Origin of the sequence: Pseudomonas sp. NUPR-001, assembly GCF_052147955.1 — a bacterium.
Taxonomy (GTDB): Bacteria; Pseudomonadota; Gammaproteobacteria; order Pseudomonadales; family Pseudomonadaceae; genus Aquipseudomonas.
In genome coordinates this window covers 3,478,407-3,504,785 of the sequence record NZ_CP197353.1, presented here as the reverse complement: position 1 = coordinate 3,504,785, position 26,379 = coordinate 3,478,407, and the positions used below count along the sequence as shown (strand labels likewise).

The 26,379-nt window shown below is 58.1% G+C and carries 26 protein-coding genes; 4 read left to right on the top strand and 22 right to left on the bottom strand.

Features of this window, described 5'->3' with window-relative positions; all coding sequences use genetic code 11:
- Positions 1-3: 3 nt before the first annotated feature.
- Together ACP6KB_RS15625 and ACP6KB_RS15620 are read right to left on the bottom strand one after the other, a co-directional pair.
- Positions 4-369, bottom strand: coding sequence for a DUF3085 domain-containing protein (locus ACP6KB_RS15625; RefSeq protein ID WP_023098627.1), 366 nt, complete (start codon positions 367-369; stop codon positions 4-6).
- A gap of 79 nt (positions 370-448) precedes the next feature.
- Positions 449-1,246, bottom strand: coding sequence for a hypothetical protein (locus ACP6KB_RS15620; protein WP_023098628.1), 798 nt, complete (start codon positions 1,244-1,246; stop codon positions 449-451).
- Positions 1,247-1,687: 441 nt separating this feature from the next.
- Between ACP6KB_RS15620 and ACP6KB_RS15615 the strand changes: the two genes are divergently transcribed.
- Complete coding sequence (locus ACP6KB_RS15615) at positions 1,688-3,535, top strand: bifunctional diguanylate cyclase/phosphodiesterase (RefSeq protein ID WP_023098629.1); 1,848 nt, start codon at positions 1,688-1,690, stop codon at positions 3,533-3,535.
- 183 nt (positions 3,536-3,718) lie between these two features.
- On the opposite strand, the gene ACP6KB_RS15610 is transcribed toward ACP6KB_RS15615, so the two are convergent.
- From ACP6KB_RS15610 to ACP6KB_RS15560, 11 genes are all read right to left on the bottom strand, one after another.
- Positions 3,719-4,441 (bottom strand): DUF5983 family protein, encoded by a 723-nt coding sequence (locus ACP6KB_RS15610; RefSeq protein ID WP_023098630.1) that lies wholly within the window; start codon positions 4,439-4,441, stop codon positions 3,719-3,721.
- Positions 4,442-4,566: 125 nt separating this feature from the next.
- Positions 4,567-5,226, bottom strand: coding sequence for a hypothetical protein (locus tag ACP6KB_RS15605; RefSeq protein ID WP_023098631.1), 660 nt, complete (start codon positions 5,224-5,226; stop codon positions 4,567-4,569).
- Between the two features lie 103 nt (positions 5,227-5,329).
- Entirely contained in the window at positions 5,330-5,791 is a 462-nt protein-coding gene (locus tag ACP6KB_RS15600) for a hypothetical protein (protein ID WP_023098632.1), read from the bottom strand.
- A 96-nt stretch (positions 5,792-5,887) separates the two neighbouring features.
- The gene (locus tag ACP6KB_RS15595; RefSeq protein ID WP_023098633.1) at positions 5,888-6,280 is read right to left on the bottom strand and encodes a hypothetical protein; all 393 of its coding nucleotides are present in this window, start codon (positions 6,278-6,280) and stop codon (positions 5,888-5,890) included.
- Between the two features lie 22 nt (positions 6,281-6,302).
- Positions 6,303-6,515: a hypothetical protein gene (locus tag ACP6KB_RS15590; protein WP_023098634.1), complete on the bottom strand. Its 213-nt coding sequence runs from the start codon at positions 6,513-6,515 to the stop codon at positions 6,303-6,305.
- Positions 6,516-6,879: 364 nt separating this feature from the next.
- Complete coding sequence (locus ACP6KB_RS15585) at positions 6,880-8,442, bottom strand: ATP-binding protein (protein ID WP_023098635.1); 1,563 nt, start codon at positions 8,440-8,442, stop codon at positions 6,880-6,882.
- A gap of 843 nt (positions 8,443-9,285) precedes the next feature.
- Positions 9,286-11,298 carry a DNA topoisomerase III gene (locus ACP6KB_RS15580; RefSeq protein ID WP_023098636.1) on the bottom strand — a complete coding sequence of 671 codons (2,013 nt, stop codon included), beginning with the start codon at positions 11,296-11,298 and terminating at the stop codon, positions 9,286-9,288.
- 161 nt (positions 11,299-11,459) lie between these two features.
- A complete protein-coding gene (locus ACP6KB_RS15575) occupies positions 11,460-12,239 on the bottom strand; it encodes a hypothetical protein (protein WP_023098637.1) in 780 nt (259 codons plus the stop codon).
- 234 nt (positions 12,240-12,473) lie between these two features.
- Positions 12,474-12,872, bottom strand: a complete 399-nt coding sequence (locus ACP6KB_RS15570; RefSeq protein ID WP_023098638.1) for a single-stranded DNA-binding protein — start codon at positions 12,870-12,872, stop codon at positions 12,474-12,476.
- A 70-nt stretch (positions 12,873-12,942) separates the two neighbouring features.
- On the bottom strand, positions 12,943-13,488 hold the full coding sequence (locus ACP6KB_RS15565; protein ID WP_023098639.1) for a DUF3158 family protein: 546 nt from the start codon (positions 13,486-13,488) through the stop codon (positions 12,943-12,945).
- The gene (locus tag ACP6KB_RS15560) at positions 13,485-14,270 is read right to left on the bottom strand and encodes a PFL_4669 family integrating conjugative element protein (protein WP_023098640.1); all 786 of its coding nucleotides are present in this window, start codon (positions 14,268-14,270) and stop codon (positions 13,485-13,487) included. The genes ACP6KB_RS15565 and ACP6KB_RS15560 overlap by 4 nt, the downstream gene beginning before the upstream one ends.
- A 313-nt stretch (positions 14,271-14,583) precedes the next feature.
- Between ACP6KB_RS15560 and ACP6KB_RS15555 the strand changes: the two genes are divergently transcribed.
- The 3 genes from ACP6KB_RS15555 to ACP6KB_RS15545 are packed head-to-tail and all read left to right on the top strand — an operon-like array spanning position 14,584 to position 17,236.
- Entirely contained in the window at positions 14,584-15,198 is a 615-nt protein-coding gene (locus ACP6KB_RS15555; RefSeq protein WP_079280447.1) for a TetR/AcrR family transcriptional regulator, read from the top strand.
- A gap of 16 nt (positions 15,199-15,214) precedes the next feature.
- Positions 15,215-15,832, top strand: coding sequence for a DUF3313 family protein (locus ACP6KB_RS15550; protein WP_023098641.1), 618 nt, complete (start codon positions 15,215-15,217; stop codon positions 15,830-15,832).
- A 3-nt stretch (positions 15,833-15,835) separates the two neighbouring features.
- Entirely contained in the window at positions 15,836-17,236 is a 1,401-nt protein-coding gene (locus tag ACP6KB_RS15545) for a patatin-like phospholipase family protein (protein ID WP_023098642.1), read from the top strand.
- 74 nt (positions 17,237-17,310) lie between these two features.
- Here ACP6KB_RS15545 and ACP6KB_RS15540 read toward each other — a convergent pair whose 3' ends face one another.
- From ACP6KB_RS15540 to ACP6KB_RS15500, 9 genes are all read right to left on the bottom strand, one after another.
- Positions 17,311-18,495 carry an STY4528 family pathogenicity island replication protein gene (locus tag ACP6KB_RS15540; protein WP_023098643.1) on the bottom strand — a complete coding sequence of 395 codons (1,185 nt, stop codon included), beginning with the start codon at positions 18,493-18,495 and terminating at the stop codon, positions 17,311-17,313.
- A gap of 3 nt (positions 18,496-18,498) precedes the next feature.
- A complete protein-coding gene (locus ACP6KB_RS15535) occupies positions 18,499-19,059 on the bottom strand; it encodes a DUF2857 domain-containing protein (RefSeq protein WP_023098644.1) in 561 nt (186 codons plus the stop codon).
- A gap of 2 nt (positions 19,060-19,061) precedes the next feature.
- Positions 19,062-20,759 (bottom strand): ParB family protein, encoded by a 1,698-nt coding sequence (locus ACP6KB_RS15530; RefSeq protein WP_023098645.1) that lies wholly within the window; start codon positions 20,757-20,759, stop codon positions 19,062-19,064.
- Entirely contained in the window at positions 20,752-21,012 is a 261-nt protein-coding gene (locus tag ACP6KB_RS15525) for a hypothetical protein (RefSeq protein ID WP_074198446.1), read from the bottom strand. Before ACP6KB_RS15525 ends, ACP6KB_RS15530 begins: the two co-directional genes overlap by 8 nt.
- A complete protein-coding gene (locus ACP6KB_RS15520) occupies positions 20,996-21,865 on the bottom strand; it encodes a ParA family protein (RefSeq protein ID WP_023098646.1) in 870 nt (289 codons plus the stop codon). The genes ACP6KB_RS15525 and ACP6KB_RS15520 overlap by 17 nt, the downstream gene beginning before the upstream one ends.
- A 10-nt stretch (positions 21,866-21,875) precedes the next feature.
- Positions 21,876-22,115 (bottom strand): AlpA family transcriptional regulator, encoded by a 240-nt coding sequence (locus tag ACP6KB_RS15515; protein WP_023098647.1) that lies wholly within the window; start codon positions 22,113-22,115, stop codon positions 21,876-21,878.
- Positions 22,116-22,272: 157 nt separating this feature from the next.
- Positions 22,273-23,016: a hypothetical protein gene (locus tag ACP6KB_RS15510; RefSeq protein ID WP_023098648.1), complete on the bottom strand. Its 744-nt coding sequence runs from the start codon at positions 23,014-23,016 to the stop codon at positions 22,273-22,275.
- Between the two features lie 1,293 nt (positions 23,017-24,309).
- The gene (locus ACP6KB_RS15505) at positions 24,310-25,524 is read right to left on the bottom strand and encodes a hypothetical protein (protein WP_442107939.1); all 1,215 of its coding nucleotides are present in this window, start codon (positions 25,522-25,524) and stop codon (positions 24,310-24,312) included.
- Between the two features lie 158 nt (positions 25,525-25,682).
- A complete protein-coding gene (locus tag ACP6KB_RS15500; RefSeq protein ID WP_442107937.1) occupies positions 25,683-26,198 on the bottom strand; it encodes an autoinducer binding domain-containing protein in 516 nt (171 codons plus the stop codon).
- Positions 26,199-26,379 lie beyond the last annotated feature (181 nt).

The following is a 26,379-nucleotide window of genomic DNA, read 5'->3' as shown; positions in this document are numbered from 1 at the left end:
GGGTCAGTGTTCTGGTGCGGTAGGTGCCACGGCCTGCAGCGACAGGTGCGTGGGCGTGGCCGACAGCATCAGGTCATCGGTGCTGTTCAGGATGCGTGTGAGCACGACTTCGTTCGGGTCGAAGAACTCGCCGAAGTCGTCGCCGCCCAGCTCGATGCGCGCCAGTTCCCACCAGTCATCGAACGGATCGACATCCGGGTCGCAGCCAACTGCATAGGCAATCAGCTTCTGGCGCTTGTCGGGCCTGCGCTCACCGTGTTCGGCGAGCCAGTACACGCCATGATCCTTGACCAGGATGACGCGGCATTGGTTGGTAATGGCTTCGGCCAGGACGGGTCGAAGCGCGCTGCCTTTGAAGAGCAGAGTCATGAGAAATTCCTTCACGGGATTGGATGAGGGGCGAGCACGAGCCACCACCAGGGTGGGTGGCTCGGTCGCGGTCGGGTAGTTAGTGGGAGGTGGCCTTGCGACCGGAGATGGACTGAACTTGGATGCGGCGCCAGGAGCCATCGTCGATCAGATGTGCCAAGGTGTCGCCTAGCATGTCGAAGTACACTTCGTCGCGCCGCTCGACGCATACGCCATCGCGGTGCATTTCGATGGCATAGACGTCGTCGCCGCGCAGATACAGCACGCTCACGCGCCCGACGAACTTGCCGGTAGTCACGTTGAAACTGATCGTCGGCGGAGTGCGGATGATGTCCTTCGGTGACGGGTCGACCAGTGCGAAGTCGCTGGCGTGGGCATCGACCAACATGTGGCTGATGGTGCGATGCCTGTCTGGTGCGGGCATCGACTCCAATTGCTCGATGAGCTGCTGAAGTTCAAGGCACTCCGGCTTAGCGATCGGCAAATGTGCAGGTGCCGAGCCGAGGATCAGGCGGGTGACCTTGTATGGCGTACCGTCCGAGGAGTGTTCCACGACTTCTTCCGGGGTGTCCGCGCGCAAGCCATCGAAGCGACGGCGTGCGTAGGGTTGGACAGCGACCTTGGCCCCTTCGACCGGGATGTTCGTGACCAGTTCGCGGTCCAGCACGGCGAACTGTGTGCGGCCGATCTTGACGACGATGGCTTCATCGGTGGTCGCAACGACCTTGCCTTCGAAGGGCTTGGGGTCGATGCGAAAGCCCAGGGCGGATTCCTTGGGCTGGCCGTCGAAGATGTTGAACTGAAAGCTACGCGCTGTGCGTGGCAGGTGGCCGGCGACCAGCGAGGGAAGCTGCTGGCGAATGGCTTGGTGATCCATGGTGGAGTCTCCTGAAAAAAAACGGGACTCCCCAACCGCAAGGGATGGATTGTCCCTTGGGGTGGATTGAATGTAGAGCGGCGAACGTTCCGAGGATTGATGCAGCCAGCACACCGATGGCGTGCCGCGGTCTTGATGGCCTTGACCGCCTGGGATGCTGCCGGCTACGCCGACGAACATATACGCAGCGTGAACCCAGACACCTCCAACGTCACTCGAAAACCGAATCTCATGTCTTCGCATTGTTGGCAGCACCTTCGAGGTGCATGGGGAGAATGGTCTCTAGTGGTGGAGCCCCGGCCTCGGCATGCATATCGGATCATCAGAGGGCTCGCCGGCATTTTCTGCAGGTTGTGCCTGACATATCATAAATATGATGGCCATCTGGGGAATGTTCCAGTAATCACGGGGTTTCAAAAGGCTGTCGAAAGAGGATTATGAATGCTGCGCCTTGCTTCTTTGTTGGTTTTCTCTAATGTGGCTGTTGCCTCCATTCTCATTTTTGGGGTCTCGCTGAGCCTAAAAAACAGCCGCGATGCGGATATATACGAGGCGCAACAGGCCGCGGCGAATCTTGCGAACAGTTTGAGTATTGAGATTGGTGCGCAAATGCACTTGATCGAGAACTCTTTATCGACCATTGCTTTGAGAGTGAGTGATGTCCACTCAGAGGAAGAGCGTAATAGGATTGTGACGAAAGAACTGGCGGAGCAAGGGATGTTGCTGCCGCAAGTATCTAATCTCAGGTTTGCCGACGCTTCGGTAACAGTGGGGATCGAGGTGAACGGAAAGGCAGTGGATGTCTCTAAATCCTCACACTTTCTATCAGCTGCGCATGTGGAGAAGATGGTTTTTTCAGAGCCGGTTTTGTGTGATGACTCGAATGAGTGGTGCATTGTTTTGGCTCGCGGGCTCCGAACTAAAAATGGAAACTTCTACGGCATCATTTATGCTGAGGTCAGGTCGGATGCACTGATGACGAGATTTTCCCGTCTGGATATGGGGGATGCTGGTGCGATCGCTTTACGAACAAACTCTCTAAATCTAGTTGCTAGATTTTCTAGGTCTGATCCCTGGTCAAAAAAAGGGGTTGGTGAAAAAATCGTTTCAGACGAGCTTTTGGATCAATTGAGCAAGGGAGATGAAAGGGGCTGGTATATCACGCCAACGCCGCTTGATCATATCGAGCGAATCACTGCGTATTCTCGAATCGAGGGCTATCCGCTTATCGCTCTTACGGGTTTGGCTACGGATGAATTTCTTAAAAACTGGAGGGCTGAGGCTCTTCGTCAGGCTCTTCTTGTCCTTATGGTTCTAGGAATTACTGCAGCCTACTCCTACTATCTTTTCCGTACGCAGCGAGCAGAGAGAAAAGCTCGGCTTGAGGCTATTGGCGTTGTTCAAGAACAGAGCCTGATGCTTGAGAATAATCTCGTTGGAATGATGAGGGTGCGCGAGAGGAAAATAGTCTGGGCGAATATGGCGACGTCGCGCATATTTGGGTATGAAAACGGGCAGCTGGATGGGCAGCCATCACGGCATCTGTACTTGAACGATGAGGATCATCAGCGTATTGGAATTGCTGGGTACACAGCGCTCCGCAATGATGGTCGATATTCAGTGCAGCTGCAAATGCAGCGACAGAATGGTGACGCTATTTGGATTGATCTAAGTGGTGCAGCAGTGTCTGAAAAAGAAAGCTTGTGGATGATGGTAGACATTGACTCCATAAAGCGCAGTGAAAAGAATGCCCAGGATTTGGCATTAAGCGACGCACTTACCGGAATTGCAAATCGGAGATCGTTTGATTTACGCCTTGAGGGCGCTTTGTCCAATGCCCGCCGCAACAAAAAATTTATTGCAGTTTGCTACATGGATCTTGATGGGTTCAAGAAAATCAATGATGTCTACGGCCATGATGCCGGTGATACCGTACTGTGTCAGACGGCTAAGCGATTGACGGAAGCCATCCGCGGTAACGATGTAGTCGCACGGCTTGGAGGAGACGAGTTTGCTGTCCTGCTGAACTCTGTCGAAGGCACTGCCGGAGCAACGGTAGTAATACAGCGCTGCCTTGAGCAGATTCGCGAGAGCATTGAGATTGCGCCTGGTAAGTACGTGCAAATCGACGCAAGTATTGGAATAGTTGTTGGATCCGGGGACTCTGCTCCGCAAGACTTGCTGCGAAGTGCGGACGAAATGATGTATTCAGTAAAAAAAGGAGGCAAAGGCCGGATCCAGGCGGTTGCGATTAAGTCTATTGCTGCAAACACGGAAGAGGCTAAGTGACTATTTGCACGCTCGATCGAGCTTCGCTACCGGGAGGTCGATGGCCAGCGCGCGGGCTACTACAGGGAGCGTGGCGTCTGACGGTGACCCAGAAGAGTGATCGGTTCAAATTTGGCCAATAAAAAAAGGGCCCCTCGTTGGAGGGGCTCGGAGTGGGTTGGTGGTTGACGCGGTGGTAAGGGTCTATGCTCGTTCCTCGATGACCGACAGTCCTTCCAGAATGGAAGCGTCCGCATCGAGGATCAACATGCGCACGTCAGCCTGGCCAGCTAGGTGCAACAGGTCGGCCAGTTCCTCTGGCACACCCTTTGCGCGGTGTTCCGCACGCAGTTCGGTAGCGGTGAGGCCTTCGACCTGTTGCAGATTCGTATCCGTCCAGGGGGTGGCGATCAGCTTGATGCCGATGGCCGGGCTGTAAGGAATGCGAAATGCGACGAAGAGAAGCGCCGTCGGTGTTGCGATGTCGGCGAGTTCGAAAAGGAATCGACCCGCATCCTCGGTAATGTGCACAGTGCTGATTTCCCAGCACCGGCTGTAAAAGCCGGTCTCGAATGCAAGCGTACGCACAACCTCCTGCGCAGATTCCCGGGTCTGGCTGTCGCCAATATGGATGAGCGATCCTTCGACATTCTTGCCGTAGATGCTATGAAAAACCGCCAGGATGGTTCCGCTGCCACCGCAGGTGGCATCCAATTCTTCGGCTACCACCTGGTCGTCAGTGACCAGCGCATACTCCTCGTTGAATATGCCGGCATGCAAGGCCACCTGGTTATCAGGCAGGTGGCGCTGAGAGGGGTGCAGCGGAACGAAAATTTGCGGATGGCGATCGTCATAGCTGATCACCGCTACGCGTCGAATCTCGAAGCCGTAGTAGCCGCGAGCAAAGGGATTGATCTTCTGGATCATGGTGCCATTCTCCGGTGAGGGTTGAAATGGAGCCAACCCCCACCGGGGCTTGGCCCCGAGGGAAGGAAATTCACCGCGCTCAGGCGGTGTGTGAGGTGGATACCCAGCGCCGAATGGCGCCGATTTCAGTGCAGCAGTGCGGACATCCGCTTTTGCGTCTGAGCTCGCACCGATGCGTCCTGAATGCCTGCAAGCAAGCGGTGGACCTCGCGCGTGAAGTGGTTGGCGACCGCTTCCAGGTCTTGTTTGAGTAGTGCTTGGCGAACCGAATCGCCAAACTGCAGCGCCTGTCCGGAAGCGCAGTACGCTTCGAACTCTCGGCTAAAGAACTGCGCATCGCCTCCGAAGTTGAAGAGGCGCGGCTTGCTGCAGTGCCAGCAGCCCTCGAAGCGGATTTCCTGAAGGCCGTGGCCGTCATCGAATCGCGTGGCGATCAGGAACAGCGCATCAAGGTCTGCGGCGTCCTCAAACTGATGGTGCTCGATGAGATGCGCCAGCGCTTCGTCCTGGTCGGTTCCGAAATGTCGAGACAGGGTCTCCAGCAGCGGTTCCACTGCCAGCGGATCATCGGGTAGCGGCAGGTCGAGCGAGGTGGCCAGCTCCGACAGTCCTTCGCAGAGGTCTTCCCAACTCGGGTTGTGGTCCTCGGCAACGAGCGCGATGTAGGCTTGTCCCTCGCTGGGGAAGGAAGCGTCGAGCTTGAAGCCGCCGAACAGCGCGGAGATGACGGGGGTCACCTGGTTGAGGACGAGAACGCCGGTGGCGTCGTAGTAATTGTTGGCCATGATTGGCTCCTTGAGGTTGGAGCGGAGCCAGCCCCTTGCGGACGTGGCATCCGCGGGGACGGACCTGATGCTCGTCGCATCGGGCCAAGAGGTAGAAGGCGAATCAGTCGCCGAAGTCGGTGGTGTCGCCCAGTGCCTTCTGCACCTCGATGAGGCCGCAGTTGGCAATGACGTAGAGTTGGTTGTAGTCGTCGCCCGTCGGTGACTGTTCGGCGGCATTCAGGCGAGCATCCAGGTCGACGATCTCCTCACGTACCGAGCGGGCGAGGGCTAGAGGCTCGGGCATTTTTTCGGCGATTGACTCGCCCAGTGCCGTCAGGATGCTCTGAGGAGACAGGGCGTCTGGAAGAGATTCGAATACTGTTGGCGTGTCGCTGCGACAGATGGCTTCGGCCGTGCTCTGGCCGATGTCAAACCGCGTGATCTCGTCATCGTCGGCGCCCTCGGTGTCGTAGTCCACGACAACAAATGGCGGCAGCGGTAGGTGGCGTGGCCAGTCTTGTACGACGATGGCTTGGACCAGGCCACCTTCGAGGACTATCGCAAAGGAGGGGGTTCGGGACATGGTGTGGCTCCTGTAGAAAAGGGAGGGACACCGCCCCGAAAGGACGGATGTCCCTCTTGGGTGTGGAAAATGGATGCGGAGGTCGGCTTTGGTGACTTACCAGCCGCTGTAGTTCAACACCAGGTCGGCGATGACCTGACGGCGCTCCAGATCCAGGCCGCCGAGATCGGCAAGCCCTTCAAATCCACAACGACGCAGCATGGCAGCGCCCTCAGGGGCGTTGTAGAAGCTGACCATTGCGGACAGGAACATGCGTTGGCCGCTGCTCAGAACGCCGAGGGCTTCGTTGAGCATCAGCATGTTGGGCCGAAGGTCCCATTTGCTGGTGGCGTGCTGCAGGCCTTCGCAGGTGCCGTTGCCAAACCACTCGGGCCCCGCAATTTCGGCGCCGCGTTTCCAGGCTTGAAAGAATGCGTCTGGAGCGCATGCGAAATGCCGCTCTTCCCGCACGATCTGCTCGACGACTTCCGGGGGCAGAAGCTGGTTCATGGATTCTCTCCTAGCTGATGGATCAGGGGTTGGGCAACTGGGTCCAGCCGCCTCTTTCGAGGGCGCGCTGAGCGGTGGCCGCGCTTCGGAAGTACTCGATCGATTCGCGAGACACAGGGCCCTCGCTATCGCGTGTGCCGATGTAGTGGCCCGCCGCGCTTTGCATGACTTCAAGCGGCAGGAACTTGCCGACATAGACCAAGGCCAGATGACCAAAAGAGGCACGGTGAGACATGGACGGCTCCTAGGTGACGGCGAGACGGCCTTGTCCCTGTCGGGATGGCAGTTCCCGCGAGGGGTGAAGAAAGAAAGTTGCATCGACGCCTGGATGGCGTTCGTCCGCGGAACCGATGCGATGGCGGACTGGTGGATCTCAGGGCGGGGATTCCCTGCGCAGCCGGAGGATCCTTGCTGCTGGCATGGTGCTGACAACGTCAGCGACACATGCGGGCAGCTTTGCCCATGCAGCATTTGGCGTCTGGGAGAAATGGGAACCCAGGTTGGACCGGATTCATGCCATCCCGATGCTAGGTGTGCCTCTTGTCGCAAAAAAAAGCCCCCGGAAATCCCGGGGGCGCAGTGGTTGGTGGACGGCAGTGTCAGGCGGTGACTGCTGCCAGTCTTCCTTCAGCATCGAAGGTCAGATGAACAACGGCACCTGCCAACCTTGGTTGCATTGCATACCGCAAGGTGACGGGCAGCAGGGCCTGCACAACACCGGCCGGAGACTGCGAACACCCTACTGCGATGAAGGTGTCGATGGTCCTGCCGTCTTCGTCCTCGCGATCCTCGTCATAGCGATCATCGAAGATGTAGTCGGAGACCAGCGCAGTCGCACCGCCTGCATCGGCAGTGAGGAACAACGTCACGCCTTTGCGAATGGCGCCGACCGCAACGTCCGGCTCGCCTTCGATGCAGACGTTCAGGCCGTCGGCCAAGGTCAATTCGACCTCGTAGTCGGCCAGACACAGGCTGGCGTCATGATGCAGGATGGCACCTGGGCGGACCTGGACTTCCTCCGGCGTGATGGGCCTTACAAGCCCCAGTAACCAGTGCCCGGCATCGATCCCGCTTTCATCGAGCAAGAACGCTTTGCGAGCCTCCAGGTACACCTCAGCCGTGGGCGCGTCATCGCCATCCGATTCGATCCGCCAAGCGCCAGTTTCTTCCAGTACCTCCCGAGCCACGATGCCCTCGGCCAAGTGGCGATCCCAGTAACGGCGGAATCCGGACGGTTCAAGGGCCCAGGATCGGAACCAGGCTCGTGGAACGAAGGGAACGTCGTTGAGCAAGTCGGCGTTGGATGAGTCCATGCAGATGCGCGCGTAGTGCACGATGAAGTCGCTGGTCGAGAGGCGCTCCTTGGTCTCGATCAATGCTTGGCGAAAGGCGCTGTCGATCGCGACTTGGATGCGCTTGTGGTCTTCCGCTTCATTCAACAGATGCTGGCGATCGGGAAGCCTGGCGAGCGTGTTGTTTGGCAACTGGACGACGTGGTGCCTGCAGGTTGACGGTGATCGGCCGATCGGAAGCCCCTGGAGGAAGCATCGCCACTGCGTGCGTGAAGCAGACAGGTCCAGCAGGATCTGGCCCATGGGCGTCTCACGCCATTGCAGCGCGGGGTCCGCCAGGGGCCGAAGCACAGCGTGGCCATTGAGCCAGATGGGAACTGGAAAGGCTTCGCACAGTGTGCGCAGAAGGCGTTCAGCCCAAACAGACAGGGTCTCCCCGGGCTGTGTCGGCTGGATGCCATCCAATCGGATTTCCGTGCCCTCAACCAGATCCCAGGGGATCACCTGAATCGGCTCGCCCCGGATGATGTCCACGGTCGCCGCACTGAATGCCTTCCCACCAGACCGGACGGTCAGGCGCTCGGCGAAGTACAACGTGGACAACACGCCCATGCCGAAAGCGTTCTCGCACGTCTGGGTTTTCTCGTCCCAGCCGGACTCGGCAATGTGGATGAGGGTCTGCAGGTTGGCGATGCCGCTGCCGTTGTCGCGGATGGTGAGACTGCTGTCGTCCACGGTGAAGTGGATGGCGCTCGCTTGAGCTCGCCTGGCGTTCTGCAGCAGCTCTCCGAGCATCGAGCTCTGGTTGAACGCATGGCGCAGGTTGGCGATGAGACGGTTCTGGTTCGTCTGAAGACGGATGGTGGTCATAGGAAACTCCTTAGAAGGTTCAGCGCCCTTGGACGCGTGGAGGGTGGAATGCCGGAAGGCGAACGGAAGCACCGCGTACACACGGAGGTGGTTGGCTTGAGCTTGAAATGGATGGGAGGACCCGACGGATTGCGATGCATCACCGCCCTGGCGGGCGGGCATCCGCGGCACGATGCGATGCGGACGGGGATGGTCGACACGCCTAGGGCGTGGCGCAGCCTGGGGCGACCTTGGCTGCTGGCGGGTTGCTGATGAATCAGCGAGCCAATGCCAAGGATCTTGGTCGGGGCTGGTCCTGTCGTCGGGAAATGGGAACTGAGACGTTCCGCGATGGTGTGCGATTGATTGGGTGCGCTACACGCCTGGGTTCGGCATGAGGAGGTGCCGGAGGCCATCTGGCCTCCGACTCAGGACAAGGTCACCACCCATGGGCTGCACAGGGTTCGGTCGTCGGTATAACCGTCCGCTGTCTCAGCGTTCACATCCGACCCATATCGTGGCTGGGGTCGGTATTGCCTGGCGCACATCCGCGCACAAAAGGCGCCCGTTGATTCGCCGGCGGGCTCCGGCGCTGAATACCATCGACCCGGAGGGATCTCCTGGTAGCTCGCTGCAACGCATGCCGGCAAGCGACCAGGAGACCCCTCTCTGCGGATGGAAGAGAAGCCGATCAGGAGAATGCGCGGGAACGCGATTCAAGTAAAAGTAGCCTTCTCGCCCCATGGACCGCAGGGCCCGCTGGGGCGCGCACACCGTTGCAGAAGGAGTCGCGCGCTGGTTGTCCCGCTGGGCTGCGGGACGGACTGCCATGTCGCCGGCTGCGGGCCGACATGGTGGTGGGATTCAAGCTTTCGGCTTGCCGCCACGCTTGCGACTTGCACCACGAGCGCGATTGCCCGTTTCGACGGGCAGCGTGCCCTTGCAATCCGGATACCGGCTGCAGGACCAGAATGGTCCACTTTTGCCGGTACGTTGGCGGGTGGAGGTGCCGCACTCGGGACACGCCGGCCCCTGCGGTACCTTGATGGCCAGACTGGTGCCGCGATACTGCTGGATCAGCTGGGCGATCCAGGACGACTGCTTCTCAATGAAGGTATCGAGGGTCAGTTGCCCCGACTCGATCATGTCAAGAGCCTGTTCCCAGATTGCCGTGGTTCCTGGGTCCGCGATGGCGGCCGGTACCGTCTCAATCAGAGTGAAGGCCGCATCCGATGCACGGATGGCACGGCCCTTCTTCAGGAGGTATCCACGTCCGAGCAGGCCTCCGATGATGTTGGCACGGGTGGCTTCGGTGCCGATACCCACGGTGTCCTTGAGTTTCTGCTTCAACCTCGGATCCGAGACCAGCTTGGCCACGCCCTTCATCGCCTTGACCAACTCGCCCTGTGTGAAGGGCTTGGGCGGCGTGGTCTTCATGGCCTTGATCTCCGCCTGCGCGACCCGGCACTGCATGCCGTTCGAGAGCGCTGGCAGGATTTGAGCCCGCTGGGCCGGCTCGTCGTCCGTGGCGTCCGGGCCGCAGTTGATCAACGCGAGGCGCCAGCCCAGCGCGACGACCTGCTTGCCCGTGGCCTGCAACGATTCTCCGGCCGATGACAACAGCGCGACAGTGCGGTCATATTCGTGGTGTGGCATGAACTGGGCAAGGTAGTGGGCGCGAATCAGGCCATAGACGGCTTGCTCTTTCTCGGACATGGCAGACAGCTTGGCTGGCTCCATGGTGGGAATGATGCCGTGGTGAGCGGTGACCTTGCTGTCGCTCCAGGCGCGGGACACCTGGGCAGGATCGAGCTTGGCGACGATCGCGCCGAGCGTCGGATCGGTCGCAACCAAGGCGCTCAGCACGGCAGGCACTTCAGCCAGCATGGATTCGGGCAGGTAGCCTGAATCCGAGCGGGGATAGGTAGTGGCCTTATGCGTCTCATAGAGCGATTGCGCGATATCCAGCGTTTCCTGCACGTCGAGGCCGAACTGACGAGAACAGACCTCCTGCAAAGTGCCCAGGTCAAACGGCAGCGGCGGGGCCTCCCTGACGCGCTCGGTTTCCACTGAGCCAACCTTGGCCAAACCCGCTGCACGGATGCGCTCCAGTGCCTGCCGGGCGACAGCCTCTTGAAGGCAGCGACCGTTCGGATCACAGACAGCGGGCGGTGCCTGCCAGTTGGCCGTGAAGGTGGCCGACCCAGCGTTCAGCGCTACCTCGACAACCCAGTAGGGCACAGAGACGAAGCGTGCGATCTCACGATCACGGTCCACGACCAGTTTCAACGTGGGCGTCTGCACGCGCCCCACGGAAAGCACACCCTCGTATCCGGCTTGCCGGCCCAGGACGGTGAACAGTCGACTGAGGTTCATGCCGATCAGCCAGTCTGCACGAGAGCGCGCCAACGCTGAGAAGTACATCGGTAGCGTGTCTGCCGATGTTCTGAGGGAGGTCAGTGCCTTGCGGATGGATGCGTCGTTGAGCGCCGATAGCCACAGTCGCTGGATGGGGCCTTGGTAGCCGCACAGTTCGATGATTTCGCGGGCGATCAATTCGCCTTCACGATCCGCGTCTGTTGCAATGACCAGCTCCGTAGCCTGTGCAAGCAGTTGCTTGACTGCCTTGAACTGCGTCGCCGTCTTGGGTTTGACTTCGACGCGCCAACGCTCTGGAATGATGGGCAGTTGCTCTATCGACCATCGTTTGTACTGCTCCCCGTAGGACTCGGGTGGAGCGGCTTCCACAAGATGACCGATGCACCAGGTGACGGTGACGCCGGGGCCGCTCAAGCAGCCGTTGCCACGCTGTGTGGCGCCCAGGATTCGCCCGATGTCCTTACCCTGAGAGGGCTTCTCGCAGAGAAATAGCCGCATGTTGCCTCACCCGCACGATGTTGTTCATGGGCGCAAGCATGTCGCGAGCTTGAGGGTGAGGCAGCAAACAACGCGGATGCCGGGCGATCGCGTTGTGTCTGCGGCTTGGTGCGTGAAATCGCTCTCTAACTACACGGCGACGGAGTCGCCGTGACGCGAGATCAGCTGCTGCGGCGAGCAATTCGATTCTGCAGCAAGAACCAGCACATATTGAGTGCGAACGATCGCCCCAAACGGGCCATCTGGTTTTCGGGAATACCGACCGGCCGGTGAGCGCCAGGGCTGAGGAAACCAAAGACGCCAGCCAAGCCTTTTTCCTCTTCGAGCGTGATCTCTCCGCTGCTTCGCAAGAAGCCAATGACCTCGCCCCATTTGGCGGGGTTGTAGGAGGCGTTTATCTGCTGCTGGTGGACAACTTCTGCTGCGACATCCACCGAGAGCGCTTCGAGCGCGACGCGTGCATTGGTCAGCGCTGCGTTGTAGTCAGGCGGCGCGGCCCGGAATGCTTCGGCCGAGTCGTTTATCTTGTCGATGATCGCGTCCCGTTGTGGCGATCCAAAGCCACGCAATGCGGTGATCAGATCGTCTTCGACAGGTGCCGCGTCGGCGATGGACGGGTCCGTCTGCAGCAACTTCTTATCCTGCGCAATATAGCCGTCTATCAGCAGACACTGTGTCAGATCATGCATGCGCTCCTCGAAAAGCGTCTTCGGGGACACCTTAGCGCGAAGGTTTCCAGGCGTTGCAACAATCTCCTGTAGTACCTTGAGCAGGGTTCGATCATCCTGGTCACGGACGGTATTAACGATGCTAGGCAGCAACTGGGCTGGATACAGCGCGAGATGCTCAACGCCGTACTTGCTGAACAGCGCGATGGAGACAGAGGCTTCTTGGATCGAGAGAAACTGGGCAAGCGAATAGCGGGTTCTATGGCTGATCACGGATGAAATCTCCTGAATGAAATTCCATCAGTATGCCGGTGAAGATGAGTCCTATCGAGTGGCGAGATCGCCTTGAAGCTCTGATCCATGGCCGAAAGCTCTGCGGCGTTCGCAGGAGCTTCTGCTGGCCCGCCAGAAAATCCTCAGTAGACGTTAGTGGAGTAATCCCCAGGGGATGGCATTGCCCTGGGGGGCGAGGTGCGGGACTAGGACGCACTGCACCGCTCCGATGGATCATTTGGCTTCGTTGTCCTGCTCGTTCGCGGGCCTGGCGCTTAGCTTTACCGACTCGATACGGAACGGAAGAATGCCGACGCGCCGGGCCTCGATCTTGAACGTGGTGCGCTCGTTTTCATCGGCATCCTCCCATTCGTCCTTGACCGTACGTCCCTCGACCATGACACGCATGCCTTTCTGATACAGATCCTTCCAGTGGCCGGTATCGCGGTGCCAGATTTCCACCGGCGCCCAGAACCCACCGCGGTCCTCAAAGGTTCCGTCCTTCTTCGGCACCGGGTTGTCGAAATAGACGTTCAGCCGCAGAAGACGGTTAGGCTCGTCGTTTCCGTTGGCGAACTCGCGGAAGTCAGGGGTGGACCCGATGTTGCCTTCGCCGTAGAAGTGGGTGCTCATGTCGAAATCTCCTTGGTGGGTGAAGTGCCCGCCTGGCCTATGGCCAATGCGAGAGGGGCGCGATTGGCGGTCATGGGAGCAGCATATTTGCTGACCGTGCGGTGGTAGTTGTGCCCTGCACTCGGCGCATGTACGCGAGTTCGGCCTGAGTCATCTTGCTGGCGCACTCCTGTGCCTGGCGGCCCAGCGTGTGCAACAGGCTGATCTGCATGTTCAGCACGATGCGCTGCTGTTCCAGGGCATACAAGTCTGCGAGCAGGCTGACTGGGGTGGTGGCGCTGGCGATGAGCTCCTGCCACAGCGCTACGCCCATGGCCGAGCGGTCCGGCCTGCGCCAGCGCAGAAAGGTCGTCCCTGCGCCAGTTTTCTGCTGGGCCAGTTCCGCGGGCAACAGGTTGAAGGGATGCCCTGCTGCTTGCCGCAGCACGCGGCGTTGCGCCAGGGCGATAAGCTGGTCCCTTTGCTCGTGACAACGGATGGCCCAGTCCTCAAGAGTCCCCTTACCTTTAAAAGGTCTTAAAAGGCCTTTTAGATAGGCTGCCTGTTCCAGCTTGATGAAGTCCGCCTGTTCTAGTGGACGAAAGTGGGCGTATTGCCCCAGGCCAGGATCCGTCATGCTGGTTCGTCCTCTGCATCTGTGCCGGACGCGGGCGGCACTAGCGCCGTGCCGGCGCTCTCGACTGCAGCTGGCTCCGTGGGCTGGGAAGCCTCGCGCTGCTGCAGACCACGGCGCGAAATCGGCGGCGCAAAGCGCGAACGGCGTGTGCCTTCCAGCACGTCCTGCGGCAGCTCGCCTAGTTTTTCCATTGCCGCGCGCGCTGCAGCATTCTTCGCGGCAAAGTCATCGCGCGTCGTGCCTGAGTACCGGAACTGCTGCGCCAGCGAGAAGAGGCTGCGCAAGGCATGTGCGCCGTCATTCAGCCAGCGCTCGAGCGTGCTGCGATCAATCAGCGCGGTGTGATGGGCCAGGATCAGTTTGCGGGCGATGTCGTCGTAGTCAGCCAGCAGATAGACCGCGGCAAAGCCCAATTGGGCATTGACGAACAGTGGAAGCTTGACGGGCTGCACATTGAGGTTCTCGCCGAGTGTCAGTGCTGTTGGCACACCGGCCAGGGCCTGATCAACCTGCTCGCGCAATGTCTGCAGGGTCTCCTTCGTCTGATCGAGCTTCTCTTCAATGCGCAGCATCCACCAGTCTGAGTAAGGGTCATCCTGCTCGGCGCCGCGTTTCATCTTGTTCATGACCGAGACGTAGCCGTTGAGGCCAACTATCGCCGCTCGGCCTTCACCTGCGGCACGCCCATGCCAGATGCGAGAGGCGTGGTGGGTGTGCAGCGTCAATGACATTGCGCTGCGAAGTGCCCCTAGATTCAACTGCAAAGGTTCGTTGGTTGCCATGGTGTGGACTCGCTATTGGGGAAACGAGTCGACAGCTTCGCGTGGGCAGAGAAGGCCGTCTGTCAACAAACCGAACCTGGTGCTTCCCAGCTTTGCGATGAGCCCCCTCACCCTGGTCCATCCCCAGGGGATAGCTCCAAGGACATCCAACAACGTGCCGCAGCTCATGGTCCGGGCTGTTGTCGACGCCCAGTGTCAGAGCATCTGCAACCGTCAACCCTTGCTACTGCAAAGGTAAGACTTGGACAGCCGCCAGTGCGACCTGATAACATACCGTCCCGACGGTACTAATTCTAATTATGGGAGCACGATTTTGGCCGACAAAAAAAATGCTGAGCCTAGTGATGATGCTGTTGCTCCGTCTTCAGCTCGAGCGAAACAAACACGTGAACGCATCCTTCAGGCCGCACGTGATGTGGTCGTCCAAGAGGGGGCGAACCGCTTGACGATCGACGCGGTTGTTGCGCGGGCCTGTCTAAGCAAAGGGGCATTCCTCTATCACTTCAAAACAAAGCGGGACTTGCTCCTTACGCTGATCGACGACCAGGTGCATGCCTTTGACTCCTCACAGGAAGAGCGCGAGCGGAAATTCGCCGGTGACCCGGACCCTTGGCTATCCAGCCAGGTTGCGTCAATGCCCAACAATGAAATGGAAAAATTGGGTGCGGCGTTGTTAGCGGCTGTGGCAGAAGACCCGACATTGCTTGAGCCCATTCGCGCTTGGTACAGGCGGCAATATGCGAGAGCGCGCATTTCCGCGAGAAGTGTTGAAGTGGCTGCACTCGTCCTAGTTGCTCTGGATGGTGCCTTCTTCGCGGAGATGATGGGTTTTCCCACGCTTGAGCTCGAAGAGCGCCATCGTCTACTGCGAACTCTTCAAGGGCTGGCTTCAGGTGAGCTTGAACTCATACCGTCCAAGCAACGCTGACACTAGAGGCTAAGCAATGAATCCACTACGCAGATTTATCCTTGCGGGATCAACGCTATGCGTCGTTGGCCTGATCTCCGGCTGCGCGACTAACGGCATGACTCGCTCCCCGTTTCTCGGCGATCGCGAGATTCTCGTTCCAACGCAGTTTGAAAATGTTTTGCTATACAGGGCGCCCGGATTCAGTTGGGGGTGTTGCACTGAAGTAGTCGTAGATGATGCCTTGGTCGCAACGAACTCGGGTGTCATAACGGGGCTAGACGCGGAACAGCAACGAGAGATCCTAGGCTATACCTCTGCAGAGCTGCGATCGTACTTTGCGGCATCTCTTGCTACTAGTGCATCAGATCGAATCCGAATACGTGTGGCGATCACTGAACTGCAGACACCTAACAGAGCAGTCAATGCGCTTACAACACTACTTGTTGGGCCTGTGACAACGGGTGGTGCAAGCCTGGAGTTTTTGGCAGAGGACGATCGAACAGGTCACCGCGTATTGGCTGCCAGCTGCTTTGAGCATGGCAGTCCAATTGCAGATTTTGCTTCTTCCTACTCATTGTTGGGCCATGCGAAGAATTCAATTCGTGCATGTATCGAACACGTCGGTAGCGTCTGGCGCGATGAGAGCCCTTGACACATGGACAATAAGCTAAATCTCTTCCGCAGTTGCAAAACACCTCGTTCTGGCATGCTGTGCGCGAGAATCCTGACTGTTGCTGCCCTGGGGATTTTGAGTGGCTGCTCTAGCTTTCGCCCCTGGGTCAATGTGGCACAGATAACCGAGGCGCAGCAGGACGACTACAGAACAGGGCCTGTGGTGGTTGCGGTCACGCTGTCGGGAGGCGGAGCACGCGCGGCCGCATTTGGTCTGGGCGTGCTCAAGGAATTAAAGCGCACAGAGTTCACGCTAGACGGACGACCAACGACGCTTCTCGATGAGGTTTCAATCGTCAGCGGCGTCTCGGGAGGAAGTATTCTCGCAGCGCACTACGCTGCCTTTGGTGATCAAACCTTAGAGCGATTTGAACCAGACTTTTTGTTGAAGCCCTTCGAGTCGACCCTGCTCAAACAAGTCTTTTATCCAAATAACTTGTTCAACCTCACCTCTCCTTGGTTCGGACGCACGCACATATTGGCACACCGGTTCGACGAACTATACGAAGGCATGACATTTGGTGATGTCCGCAAGAATCCGAAAGCGCCGAGCTTACTGATCACGGCGACGGACCTAACAACCGGCGCACCTTTCGACTTCACCCCAGAGCAGTTTTCGCTAATCTGTTCGGATCTGAACAGTGTGCCATTGTCCTTTGCTGTGGCGTCGTCATCGGCCGTTCCGATCATCCTGTCCCCGATGACGCTACGCAATTTTTCCGACCGATGCGGTAAAGCGCTTTTCCCACCGGATGGCGAAGCATCCAGTAGCACTGATTTTCGTATTCAGCTGCTGCGGCAAAGCACAGATGGCTACCTAGATGCCAAGGCGCGCCCTTACATTCATTTGGTAGATGGCGGGGTCAGTGACAACCTAGGCATACGATTGATGATCGATAGGCTAATGGCTAATGGCTCAATCTATAACTCTTTTTCTGGTGTGCCTCGACATTCGATTCGTCGCATTGTCTTGGTTGCGGTGAACTCTGCCCGCGATCTGGCAACAAGGGTTGACCTTAGTGATGAAGTGCCGTCGACCGGAGAAGTCCTGGAGACGTTGCTCTATGGCGCTGGCGCGCGCGAGACTCAAATAACGCTTTCCTTGCTGGAAAACGACATCAAGCGAATTGCAGCGGAGCTTGATGAAAATCGAAACCAGGAAGACAGTCCATTCTCTCCCGACGTCGAAATCCATCTCATCACTGTCAGCCTGCGGGACCTTGAAGAACCAGACATACGCACTTCACTGCTTCGTGTGCCAACAGCTTTTACGATCGAAGCGCTTGACGTACGTGCTCTTCAAGATGCGGGCGCTGCCGCTCTACGTTCGTCAACTGCATTCCAGGGGCTGAAGCAATCGTTGGACCATTTGGACAAGCGCTGAGGCATGCACATTGAGATGTTGGCATCTCTGGGTATCCCCTGGGGATAGCTTAAAAAGACGTTGCTTGTACGCGCTTAGCTCTTCTTAAGCAGGTCACGCAATCGTTCGATGTGCTTACGGGCCAGTTCTGGTGGCACAACATTTCGTGGCTCTGCCGGTTGAAGTGACGCCGGAGGGGGGGCTGGCTTGACCTGACCAGCCCAAGCATTGAATTCGCCTCGAATAGCGCGCTGAACAATGCCAAACAGATAACCGGCCGGATTACGGATTGATGTGCCTTTACAGCGTGCGTCCCATTCGTCAAGGACGGCTTGGCGCATGGGCTCTTCGACCTGTTGAAGCGCCACCATCACCCCTCCTTGTTGTTCGGGCTTGAGATCGGAGAAACGTTTTGGCCATTGCAGGCTGTTCAGCGCCCGCGCCCGCGCGGTAGTACGTATTTCATTAATACTTTCCTTACGTACTGTACGGTCCTCCTTCGGATTCCGAAGAGAGGCGTTTTGCGCGGGTTTCGCTCCTGCTTCGGATTCCGTAGCCGGTGCATCGGCATTCCGAAGAAAGCGGTCCGAGCCTTCTTCGGAATCGTGGCTGGTGTCGTCCTGTGAATAACTTTCGGTGAGCCAGCCGCCCTTGGTCATGCGTTGTGTAAGCACCTGCAGGCGCGTTGGCAACTCTCGGCCGCTGAGCATCGGGTCTTCGGCAATATCCTTGAGCGTCTGGACACCAACGGCCTGAACTGCCTTTGCTGAATGGCCCAGCGCCTGGCTGACCAAGCCCAGGTAGTCAGGATCCAGTTGCATGGCTTCGAATGGCGTCAAGGGTTCGTCGTGCAACACGTAGAGGTTCCCTTGTATGCGACCTGTCGAGGCATCGCGTCGCCGGCGGACGAGGCTAAGCCAGCGTGTCAGGCGTAGTAGAGTCAGAGCCCGTGCGACGGTTTCATGCGAGGCTTGCGGGCCACAAGGCATGGACGCCAGCCATGGACGCAGTTGCTCGTAGGTAGGGAATGCGGTGAGCCCATCGTCGTTGAGCAGCAAACGAAATACTTGCCAGGCGTTTCGTTCCAGTGGTGTAAGCCGTCGATCAAGAAACAGCGAACGGGGCACGCTTTCGTGCCGGTTGCCGCTGTACAGGAACCCGTCCGTGGGGGTAGGCGCTGGCGCGGTCTGCTGTTGGGCCGCAAGAGTTTTCAACGCGCCATCGAACAGGTCCGACAGCGGAACAGGGCCACGGCGTTGAGACCCATCTTCCACTGCCATGAGCTAAACCAGTCCCTGGTCGATCCAGGACTTGATGGTGGCCCAGATCACCGACAGAGGTAACGCCATACCTTCGGCAAGATCCATGGCGACCGACAGGAGCGAAACCTCACTGTCGCGGTCTACAGTCTGCCGCGCAGTTAGCTCCTTCCAGCGCCGCCACAGCTCTGTATCTTGTGTCTCGTCCAGTACAGGATGCCGGCCTTTTCGCTTCGGCAGGTTGAGGATCTCGCGGCGCAGGGCGACTTCCTGATGGGTCAGGCCGTAGAAGCGGCTGACCATCTCAGTGCTCGCGCCCAGACGCAGCATACGGTCAACGGTCGCGATTTCCTTCTCTACGTCCAAAGCCTGAGTGAGCAGGCGACGTAGCACCTCGCGATTGATGGAGACGGAGCACCAAGACACGGATGCATTGGCCAAAACGCTGATGAGGGCCGGATGCTTGAGTGCGTCCAAGTCGTCATCGCCAAACCCCATCGCCTTACAACGACGCAACTGCCCATTGCGCAGGTCATGGAGGGCCTGAGCTATGACGGCTTGGTTGAGCGGATGGGGGGGCGACATGGCTAGCCTCCTTTGCTCATGCCGTGATCGTCGCCACCGGACTCAAGATCCAGCAGGCGGCGAGCCAGACGCAGCAGTCGGAACAGCTTGACCAGCGCGGTGTCACTCAACCGCTTGGCGAGGTCACCCTTGCCGTGCAGAAGCTGCGGCAGGGACTGAGGGAGACGATCCAACTCCGCGGCAGACCCTTGCCCGCAAAGGGACGCCAAAAGCATCCAGGCCCCCGAGGCGGCTTCAGTTTCACCGGTTTTTTCCGGCAGGCATCGGAATCCAATGCCGTAGTCGCATGGTGCGATACAGTCGACAAGCGAAGCCTCGTTCGCAATTTCTCGCGCAAACTGAGCAATGTGGACGCGAAGATACTCGGGGGCGTCGAGGCCGGGATCGATGTACCAGACATCTGAAATCGGATAGAGCCCACCCGCCTGGACGGGAATCGCCTGCAGCACGTTTTGCTCGAAGTCTGGCGGAAGCGCATCGCCCAACTGCCCCGCGACGAGGCGCTGTATCGATTGCAAACGTTCAGTCGTTGGTGCGCGGGAGACAATGTGATCTTGTAGAAATGCTCCTGCAGCATTGTTTCCGGTCGAAGTCTCGTCATCGGCTGATTTTTGATCGGAGGCTGCCGTGGTAGGTGGTGTCGAATTTTCGGGCGACCGAACTGAAGGTCGAGGGGATGTATCGGGAGCCGTTTTGGGGATTTCAGACGGATGGTCACTTGAGCCGGAAGGCGAGGTTTTCCTTGTCTCACTTGCTTCGCTAAGCACTCCTGTCTCATGCTGTGGGAAGGTGGACGGCTCGCTGATCAAGGCGCGATGGCGGTTCTCGCTCTCATTGAGATCCAGGCTCAGCGTGTCATAGTTGATGCTCAGGAGCTCCGCCATTTGACCGATGAGCTCGTCTTGCACTCGCTGGGCGGAAAACTCGTCCGGCTGAACGTCAAACTGTGCCAGCACGTCTTGAAAGAAATCCTCAAATCCCAAGGTTAGTTTTCGCTCGGCGGCGTAGCGATCCCAGATGCGCTCACTGGCCTTGCGCATTACTGCAATGCGCTCCACCTGATGGCGGCCCAAGCCGCCGTAAAGAACGTTCGGGATAGCCGGAAGGAGATAGTGAACCGCATCTCGCATGCGACTGATGTGCGATTGCTGGACGGGATATCCGTCAGCTGAAAGCCTCCTTGCTAGCTCCGACTGGCTCAACGTGCTGCCAGCCTCCTGTTCGTAGAACTCTCGCGCCTTTTCGACACCGAGGGCTCGTTCGATGAACGTCAGCCCCCCGCGTAGCTCGTTCTCCGCCAGGTGCCCGGTAAGGGCGACTATTTCGCCACGCTCCGGCCAAGGACGGAATTGGCATGAGATGCGATAGAAGCGCTCTTGCTTGGTCTCGGACCACAGCTCGCGCAGGATCGCCAGCCGGGTGTTGCCGCCGTTGCGGATGACATAGTGCTCTTGGCCAGGTCTGCGGGTGATCGCAGGTGGAGCATCGAGGCCCCGTTCGCGGATGGATGCCTTGATGTCCTCGTAGGCCGGGTTGCGTTTGACGCGGGGGTCATGGTCATACGAGCGCAGTTGGTCTAACGTCACCACCATGGGCGTATCGGCGATCGGGTCGCTCAGTGCGGAGGCGCTTGGGCCGTTGCGTGGAAAGCCCGCAGCGAGCAGTTTTTCAGCCATGTCCTTCTGGGTCATTTCAGCCATGGCTGGCTCCCGGAACAGCGGCCCGTAAGTGGTCTACTGCCTCTCGCTCTGCGCGTCGGATTTGAGCACGTGCATTCAATCCCGCGCGATGGTCGCTTGCAGTTGAGCTGGTGTAGATCGGCGAGCAGCCGGTCTTGGTGAATTTCAAGTGGCCACCGGGTGTGCGTTTGACATGCCAGCCTTCAGCCAGTGCAAACTCAATCAACGCTTTCAGCCTCTTGTGACCGCGGGCCAACTCATGCGCGTTCGCCATTGCCGGCCTCCTTTATCTCAGGAGTCTTGCCGGTGACCAATGCGAAGTGCTCTTGCCAAGTTGGTAGCAGTTCGCTGGCTAGGGCTCGCATGGTTTCCAGTGCAGCGGGTGCGACGCGGCCCAAAGGTTGCCGATACTCGACTCGATGCACCGGCAGGCCCCGCGTTGACGCACGCGGATAGGCCTCGATAGCCGGAACATTGGTATCCAGAACGCGCGCACCAGCGTGTCCCAGGAATACATCGCGCAAGGCCTGTTGGATCAGCCTGGCATTCGATGACACGGGGTGAACACGGTTGATCAGCAGATGCAGCGTAGGCGGCTCGATGCCTAGATGACGATAGGGCGCAATATCCTCAATCAGTTGAAGAGTACCCCGACGCAACTCTCGCGCCGCCAGGATCTCGGGTGTGACGGGCGACAGCGCCATGTTCGATGCAAGAATCGCCATCTCCAGCATGACGCTACGCGCGCCCTGGGTGTCGATAAGCACAAGGTCATACCGAGTGGCAAGCGTTGGTAGCAGATGACGTAGGCGCAATCGGCCATCTGGCGCATGCAGCAACAATGTGTTGAGTTCGCCGCGATCATCGTTGGACAGCACCAAGTCCAGTCCGTCAATCACGGTGCGGGAGATCAACTGCTCTGGACGGCGCTCGTTGAAGGCAAGTAGCTCATAGATGCCTCCGACCGCTCGGTGCGCTAGTTCGAAGTACGATGATAGGGTCGGCTGTACATCAAGATCGATCAGCAGCACGCGCAACCCGGCGTCTGCGACCAATCCACCGAGATTGGCTGCGGTGGTTGTCTTGCCGACCCCGCCTTTGGTTGAAATGATGGAGACAACCTGCATGGCTCTCTCCTCAGGCGTCGTGTGTATGTGGGGACGGGGGCACCCGGTTCTTCAGGCGATCGCTGATCCAGATATCGACTTCGACTGAGTCCCAGCCGACCGCCCGTACGCCAAGGCGCAAGGCTTGCGGAAACTGGCCCTTCTTCATGAGGGCATAGATGTGCGCGCGCTTGAAGCCCGACTTGGCTTCGACCTCATCAAGCCGCAAGATGCGGCGTTCGCCTGGCTGCAGTACCGGTGTCTGCGACATGTTGGTCACTCCTTAACGCTCAGTGGCGTTTGTTGGCGTGACCTCTATTCAATAGACATGGCTGCTGAAGTACATTGCAAATGCAATTTCCGGAGTTGCAGATACAAGCTTGCCTAACTGCCACGAACGCGGTTTCGGTGAGAGGGGCCGCGTTCTACTAGCTGGAGTCGCGGAGCTTTCTGCGCGCCAGAGCGAACTTGCCATTCAGCGTACGCTCGGTGATACCCATAGCTCCGCTGTGATGAGCAATCAGGGCTGAGACGACAGCCTCTTGGGTCCTGAAGCATGAGTAGGCCGCTCCTGCTGGTGATTGACCCAGCATCAGATCGAGCATTCCCCCAACTATGTTGAGGTATGTAGACTCAGCCCGTTCGGTGATGGGACATTGGCTGCAAGCAGGGATGCGAGATGCTTGTTTCAGTAGCCCGTCATGGCTTTCTTGTAGCGCCTGCAACTTACGACGGCAGTGTTCTAACTCGGCCTTCAGTGCTTGACGCTCGATCAGCATCGCCTGACCTGTTTCTAGGGTGATAACGGGGTGCACGATTCGCTCCGCCCGGCTGAACAGGAAGCCCGGACGGTGCTCCGGGTAGTGCATCTGCATCCACCTTTTGAGGTCAACGTGTCTGATTGTCAAATCGCTGGTGCCAAGCAGCGACTCGTCATTGAGTGTGATGCCCTCTCGGCCGTACGGGAGATCGCCGTTGACGATCGCATCATAAATGCGATCGTTGCACAGCATTAACTCTTCCCAGCGCGGGCATTCTAGCCTCGTGGGCAGACATCGCAGCGAAGAAATCGCGGACAAAATAGCTTGCTTGTATCTCAGAAGACCTGCCCATCGGATGGCTGCTTCGATGGGGCGATAGAACACCTTAGACCTTGGCGGATCCTTATGCATGCATCAAGCTCCTTTGGGGAGTGCTACATCACTTACTCCTCTGCTACCGACTGCGCGTCGGTCCGATGATGTTGCTGAGTTAATTTCTTCAGGATCCTGCATCTCGATGCCCGAGTGCAGGGCTGCGTTGTATTCGACGAATGGGCAAGCCAGTCATCAATGAAAAGACGATGCCCTGGAGTCGGCGAACGGTGTGTTTTCACAAGTGGTACGTGTCCGCACATGCCAGCGTTATGGAGGCAGCCTGCTCCGGCAAGACCATTTAGGTCTCCTCTGTCCCCCTGGAGGTCTATGTTGGCCGTCGGTGGCTTGTAAAACTGGTCGCTTAGCACCCGGGGCTCTTGGGTGAGACCGAGCGCGAATGCTGTTAGACCAAATTCGACACAGAGAGAATTTCACGACGATGGTGGTGATCGCCTAACGCGACATGATCACATGTGCTGCTCTAAGGTGTCGGGGCATCTTCGCTACGTCTCCCAGTCTCAAGCTGGGCAAGGTTCCATGGGCAAGTGACGTGCTCCACGATGCAGATTCTTCGCTAGGCTACAGATGTCGCGGGCATGTTGTTGCCCGCTGCTTTGCAACACGGTCACAGGCTTAGCGGTTGTCCGTGTTCACGCGGTGCACCTGCTGTCTCTATCCTAGAGCAGAAGCCAGAAAGAGTATCTGTTGCCCTGACCAAGAACTACAGCCGGAGCATGGCCCAAAGTCTTGGTGGTGACTTCGAGGATCGTTCCTTTGCGTAGCACGAGGGGCGATCCGTAAAGCTCAGAGGTCGGGCTCCGGAGACGAGCATCCTCGGTTGACTTCTTTTTGCTCGCGACAACTGGCACCTGATGAGCAGCATCTGGGCATTAAGAAGCTGCCGATGCGACGCGACGTCGTGGGCCAAGGGCCAGGTGAGATTGCATGTGCTAGATGCTCATCGGAACGGCGGCGAGCTTGAAGGGTGACCTGCATGGCGAAGGCACCATCGGTCGGCGTACGGAAGGGCGATCGTTCTCACGTTCTGTGCCACTTCGTTGGCCGTCACTGGCGGTTGATGGAAATTTTTGGAGCGACTTCGTTGACGGTGCGCGAAAACGAGGCTAGAATCGTGGCTTCACTGATTTGCACAGTGAAATGAAAGCGAAGGAAATCAAAGACTTATAAGCTTAGTGCTTGTCTCGTTTCCCGCTCCAGATATAGCCTTGCAGAATTCTACGGAAGTCTGCGAGGTACAAAAAAAGACGCTTCGGCGTCTTTTTTCGTTTCCGCCAGGATGCCAAGCATGGGAGCAACAGCCTTGAATGGCTATTCAAGCGGCTCCGGTGGGAGCGGGCTTGCCCCGCGATCAACATTGAGCACCTCTTTGTGTACAGCAGGGCCGGCTGCGGCGGAATCTTGCTCAGGGGGCACGTGCGCAAAGGTGATCTGACTGTAAGCGAACTCGCTGTTACCGCGTTTGATGCCGGCTTCCGAGGTTTGCACTTCCACACGGTCATCGTCGTGAACCACCAGTATGTGCCGGGCGTCCAGCACTTCTACACCTTCGGGTTTATTGCTGAACATCAGCGCTTTGCCATCTGCACGGTGCACCAGCCGCGGCTCACCCGGTTTGCCTTCAGTGAACGGCAGCACCCACAGAAATCCACCGATTTCGTCGACCTTGTTCCCCTTATCATCGACTGACGTCTGCTCAAAACTGGTCACCGCGTAGAGCCGGTCCTGGTTGTAACGGTCATATTCGATGCCCGACAGCCCGAGCGCATGCCCTGACGCGCTCAGTTCGAGTCGTTTGATGTTCTTGAAGCTGTCTACAAGTCTCAGCTCGCCGTCGTTGAGCTTCACATGCGCTGAGATGAGCAGAAAGCTGAATGCTGAATCAGCACTGCTGTTGCCGTGCTTGCGAACACCCAGAATCAACTGCTCATCCGCACGGCTGGCCATGCCTGGCTCGCTCGGCGCCATGCTGATACCTTCGATTTGAAAGTAGGGCGAACCAACGGCTTCACCAATCTGCTTGCGCAGGGTCATTGAACTGCTGACTCCGCCGCGTGAAGACAGCGACAGTACTTTGGCTGACTGGGGATCATTTACCGGCCAGTAAACGAGGGTGTTGAGCACGTCGGCGCGAGGGTTTTGCTCAGTACCGGCTTTGTTGAACGCGGTGCTGGCGATGACGTATCGACCATCGAGTGTTGTTGTAAGTGCTTCGAATTTGTCTGCCTCTTTGAGTGCCTTGCCGGGCAAATAGCTTGGCAGTCCACTGAGTTGCCCCTCTGCGAAAGCGAGCGTGAATACAGCAGCGCCTTCGCGGTCTGGTACCGGCTTATCATTGGCAAGTATCAGACTTCCTCCTGTTCGCACCACTGCGGATACTTCGCAGTTGACGGCTGGAGGAGCCGAAAAGCAGTGGGCCGTTTTATGTTCGATGGATTCGATACGCTCGGGTAATTCAGCTGCCGATGCGCTTTGAGCGAGCAGGTGCAGTCCTGTAACAGCAGCGCAGAGAGTGAGTGTTTTCACTGGCACGATCCTTGTGTTTCTCAGAGGTAAATACGGCGTCTCAGTGAGCGTAATTGAAGCGATACACGGCGGTAACTGGCATTTTTGTCAGTAGCTGCATGTGGCTATTGTGTGGATGCTTATGCAGCGGCTGAGCGTGAACTCACGGTTGTCAGACGTCAGGCTCTATAAACCGATGTTCCCGGCGCCTGGTTATTGTTCGAGCGTGTGAAAAAGCGCATGGAAGCCCGGTGTAGCTGTTCGCCGAGCCACATGACCTGCGCAGCTTTTTCGTAAAGCTCCTGGGTTGAGATGCACACGTGAGGGCGCAGGATGCTCAAGCTGCTGCGCGACTGTTGGTCATGCAAAGGTTGAACCCAACCGTGGCGCAGGCCGCATTCTTGTGCCGCAGCCCAACTCTCGGGTGAGTTGTGAAAGGTATTAGCGGTCCACAGCAGTGGCAGGCGGGAAGTCCGGCAATGGGCGTCGATGGGCTCATGCGGGGAGTGACCGTGGCGTTCGCAATGGGCGAGCCAACGGGCGGGGTAGTTGGTGGTGCTGTCTTGTTGGCAGGGGTGAATGAAGGTATAGGCGTAGAAGCAAAACCCCAAGTCTTTAATCAGCAACGGCAGGTAATCAAGTAAATCGGGCAATTCGATCAGACGCTGGCGTTGCAGTGCAGTCCAATTTTTCATAGTACGTCCCTGTATGACGAGTTAGCGTTTGCTGTGAGTTTCCGGGCTCGCCGGTTCTCAGCTTAGCGGCTCTTCGGTTCTGTGCTGCAAAAATCATGATCATCTGTCGTAGGGCGCGCGTTGTTCACAGGCGTGAGTCCGGCGGCTTGATGGCATTAACGATGCACATTGTCGCCGCCTT

What these genes read in the sequence shown, in the direction of transcription:
- ACP6KB_RS15625 (WP_023098627.1), bottom strand. Translation starts at nt 369, where the DNA reads ATGACTCTGCTCTTCAAAGGCAGCGCGCTTCGACCCGTCCTGGCCGAA.
- ACP6KB_RS15620 (WP_023098628.1), bottom strand. Translation starts at nt 1,246, where the DNA reads ATGGATCACCAAGCCATTCGCCAGCAGCTTCCCTCGCTGGTCGCCGGC.
- ACP6KB_RS15615 (WP_023098629.1), top strand. Translation starts at nt 1,688, where the DNA reads ATGCTGCGCCTTGCTTCTTTGTTGGTTTTCTCTAATGTGGCTGTTGCC.
- ACP6KB_RS15610 (WP_023098630.1), bottom strand. Translation starts at nt 4,441, where the DNA reads ATGATCCAGAAGATCAATCCCTTTGCTCGCGGCTACTACGGCTTCGAG.
- ACP6KB_RS15605 (WP_023098631.1), bottom strand. Translation starts at nt 5,226, where the DNA reads ATGGCCAACAATTACTACGACGCCACCGGCGTTCTCGTCCTCAACCAG.
- ACP6KB_RS15600 (WP_023098632.1), bottom strand. Translation starts at nt 5,791, where the DNA reads ATGTCCCGAACCCCCTCCTTTGCGATAGTCCTCGAAGGTGGCCTGGTC.
- ACP6KB_RS15595 (WP_023098633.1), bottom strand. Translation starts at nt 6,280, where the DNA reads ATGAACCAGCTTCTGCCCCCGGAAGTCGTCGAGCAGATCGTGCGGGAA.
- ACP6KB_RS15590 (WP_023098634.1), bottom strand. Translation starts at nt 6,515, where the DNA reads ATGTCTCACCGTGCCTCTTTTGGTCATCTGGCCTTGGTCTATGTCGGC.
- ACP6KB_RS15585 (WP_023098635.1), bottom strand. Translation starts at nt 8,442, where the DNA reads ATGACCACCATCCGTCTTCAGACGAACCAGAACCGTCTCATCGCCAAC.
- ACP6KB_RS15580 (WP_023098636.1), bottom strand. Translation starts at nt 11,298, where the DNA reads ATGCGGCTATTTCTCTGCGAGAAGCCCTCTCAGGGTAAGGACATCGGG.
- ACP6KB_RS15570 (WP_023098638.1), bottom strand. Translation starts at nt 12,872, where the DNA reads ATGAGCACCCACTTCTACGGCGAAGGCAACATCGGGTCCACCCCTGAC.
- ACP6KB_RS15565 (WP_023098639.1), bottom strand. Translation starts at nt 13,488, where the DNA reads ATGACGGATCCTGGCCTGGGGCAATACGCCCACTTTCGTCCACTAGAA.
- ACP6KB_RS15560 (WP_023098640.1), bottom strand. Translation starts at nt 14,270, where the DNA reads ATGGCAACCAACGAACCTTTGCAGTTGAATCTAGGGGCACTTCGCAGC.
- ACP6KB_RS15550 (WP_023098641.1), top strand. Translation starts at nt 15,215, where the DNA reads ATGAATCCACTACGCAGATTTATCCTTGCGGGATCAACGCTATGCGTC.
- ACP6KB_RS15545 (WP_023098642.1), top strand. Translation starts at nt 15,836, where the DNA reads ATGGACAATAAGCTAAATCTCTTCCGCAGTTGCAAAACACCTCGTTCT.
- ACP6KB_RS15540 (WP_023098643.1), bottom strand. Translation starts at nt 18,495, where the DNA reads ATGGCAGTGGAAGATGGGTCTCAACGCCGTGGCCCTGTTCCGCTGTCG.
- ACP6KB_RS15535 (WP_023098644.1), bottom strand. Translation starts at nt 19,059, where the DNA reads ATGTCGCCCCCCCATCCGCTCAACCAAGCCGTCATAGCTCAGGCCCTC.
- ACP6KB_RS15530 (WP_023098645.1), bottom strand. Translation starts at nt 20,759, where the DNA reads ATGGCTGAAATGACCCAGAAGGACATGGCTGAAAAACTGCTCGCTGCG.
- ACP6KB_RS15525 (WP_074198446.1), bottom strand. Translation starts at nt 21,012, where the DNA reads ATGGCGAACGCGCATGAGTTGGCCCGCGGTCACAAGAGGCTGAAAGCG.
- ACP6KB_RS15520 (WP_023098646.1), bottom strand. Translation starts at nt 21,865, where the DNA reads ATGCAGGTTGTCTCCATCATTTCAACCAAAGGCGGGGTCGGCAAGACA.
- ACP6KB_RS15515 (WP_023098647.1), bottom strand. Translation starts at nt 22,115, where the DNA reads ATGTCGCAGACACCGGTACTGCAGCCAGGCGAACGCCGCATCTTGCGG.
- ACP6KB_RS15510 (WP_023098648.1), bottom strand. Translation starts at nt 23,016, where the DNA reads ATGCATAAGGATCCGCCAAGGTCTAAGGTGTTCTATCGCCCCATCGAA.
- ACP6KB_RS15500 (WP_442107937.1), bottom strand. Translation starts at nt 26,198, where the DNA reads ATGAAAAATTGGACTGCACTGCAACGCCAGCGTCTGATCGAATTGCCC.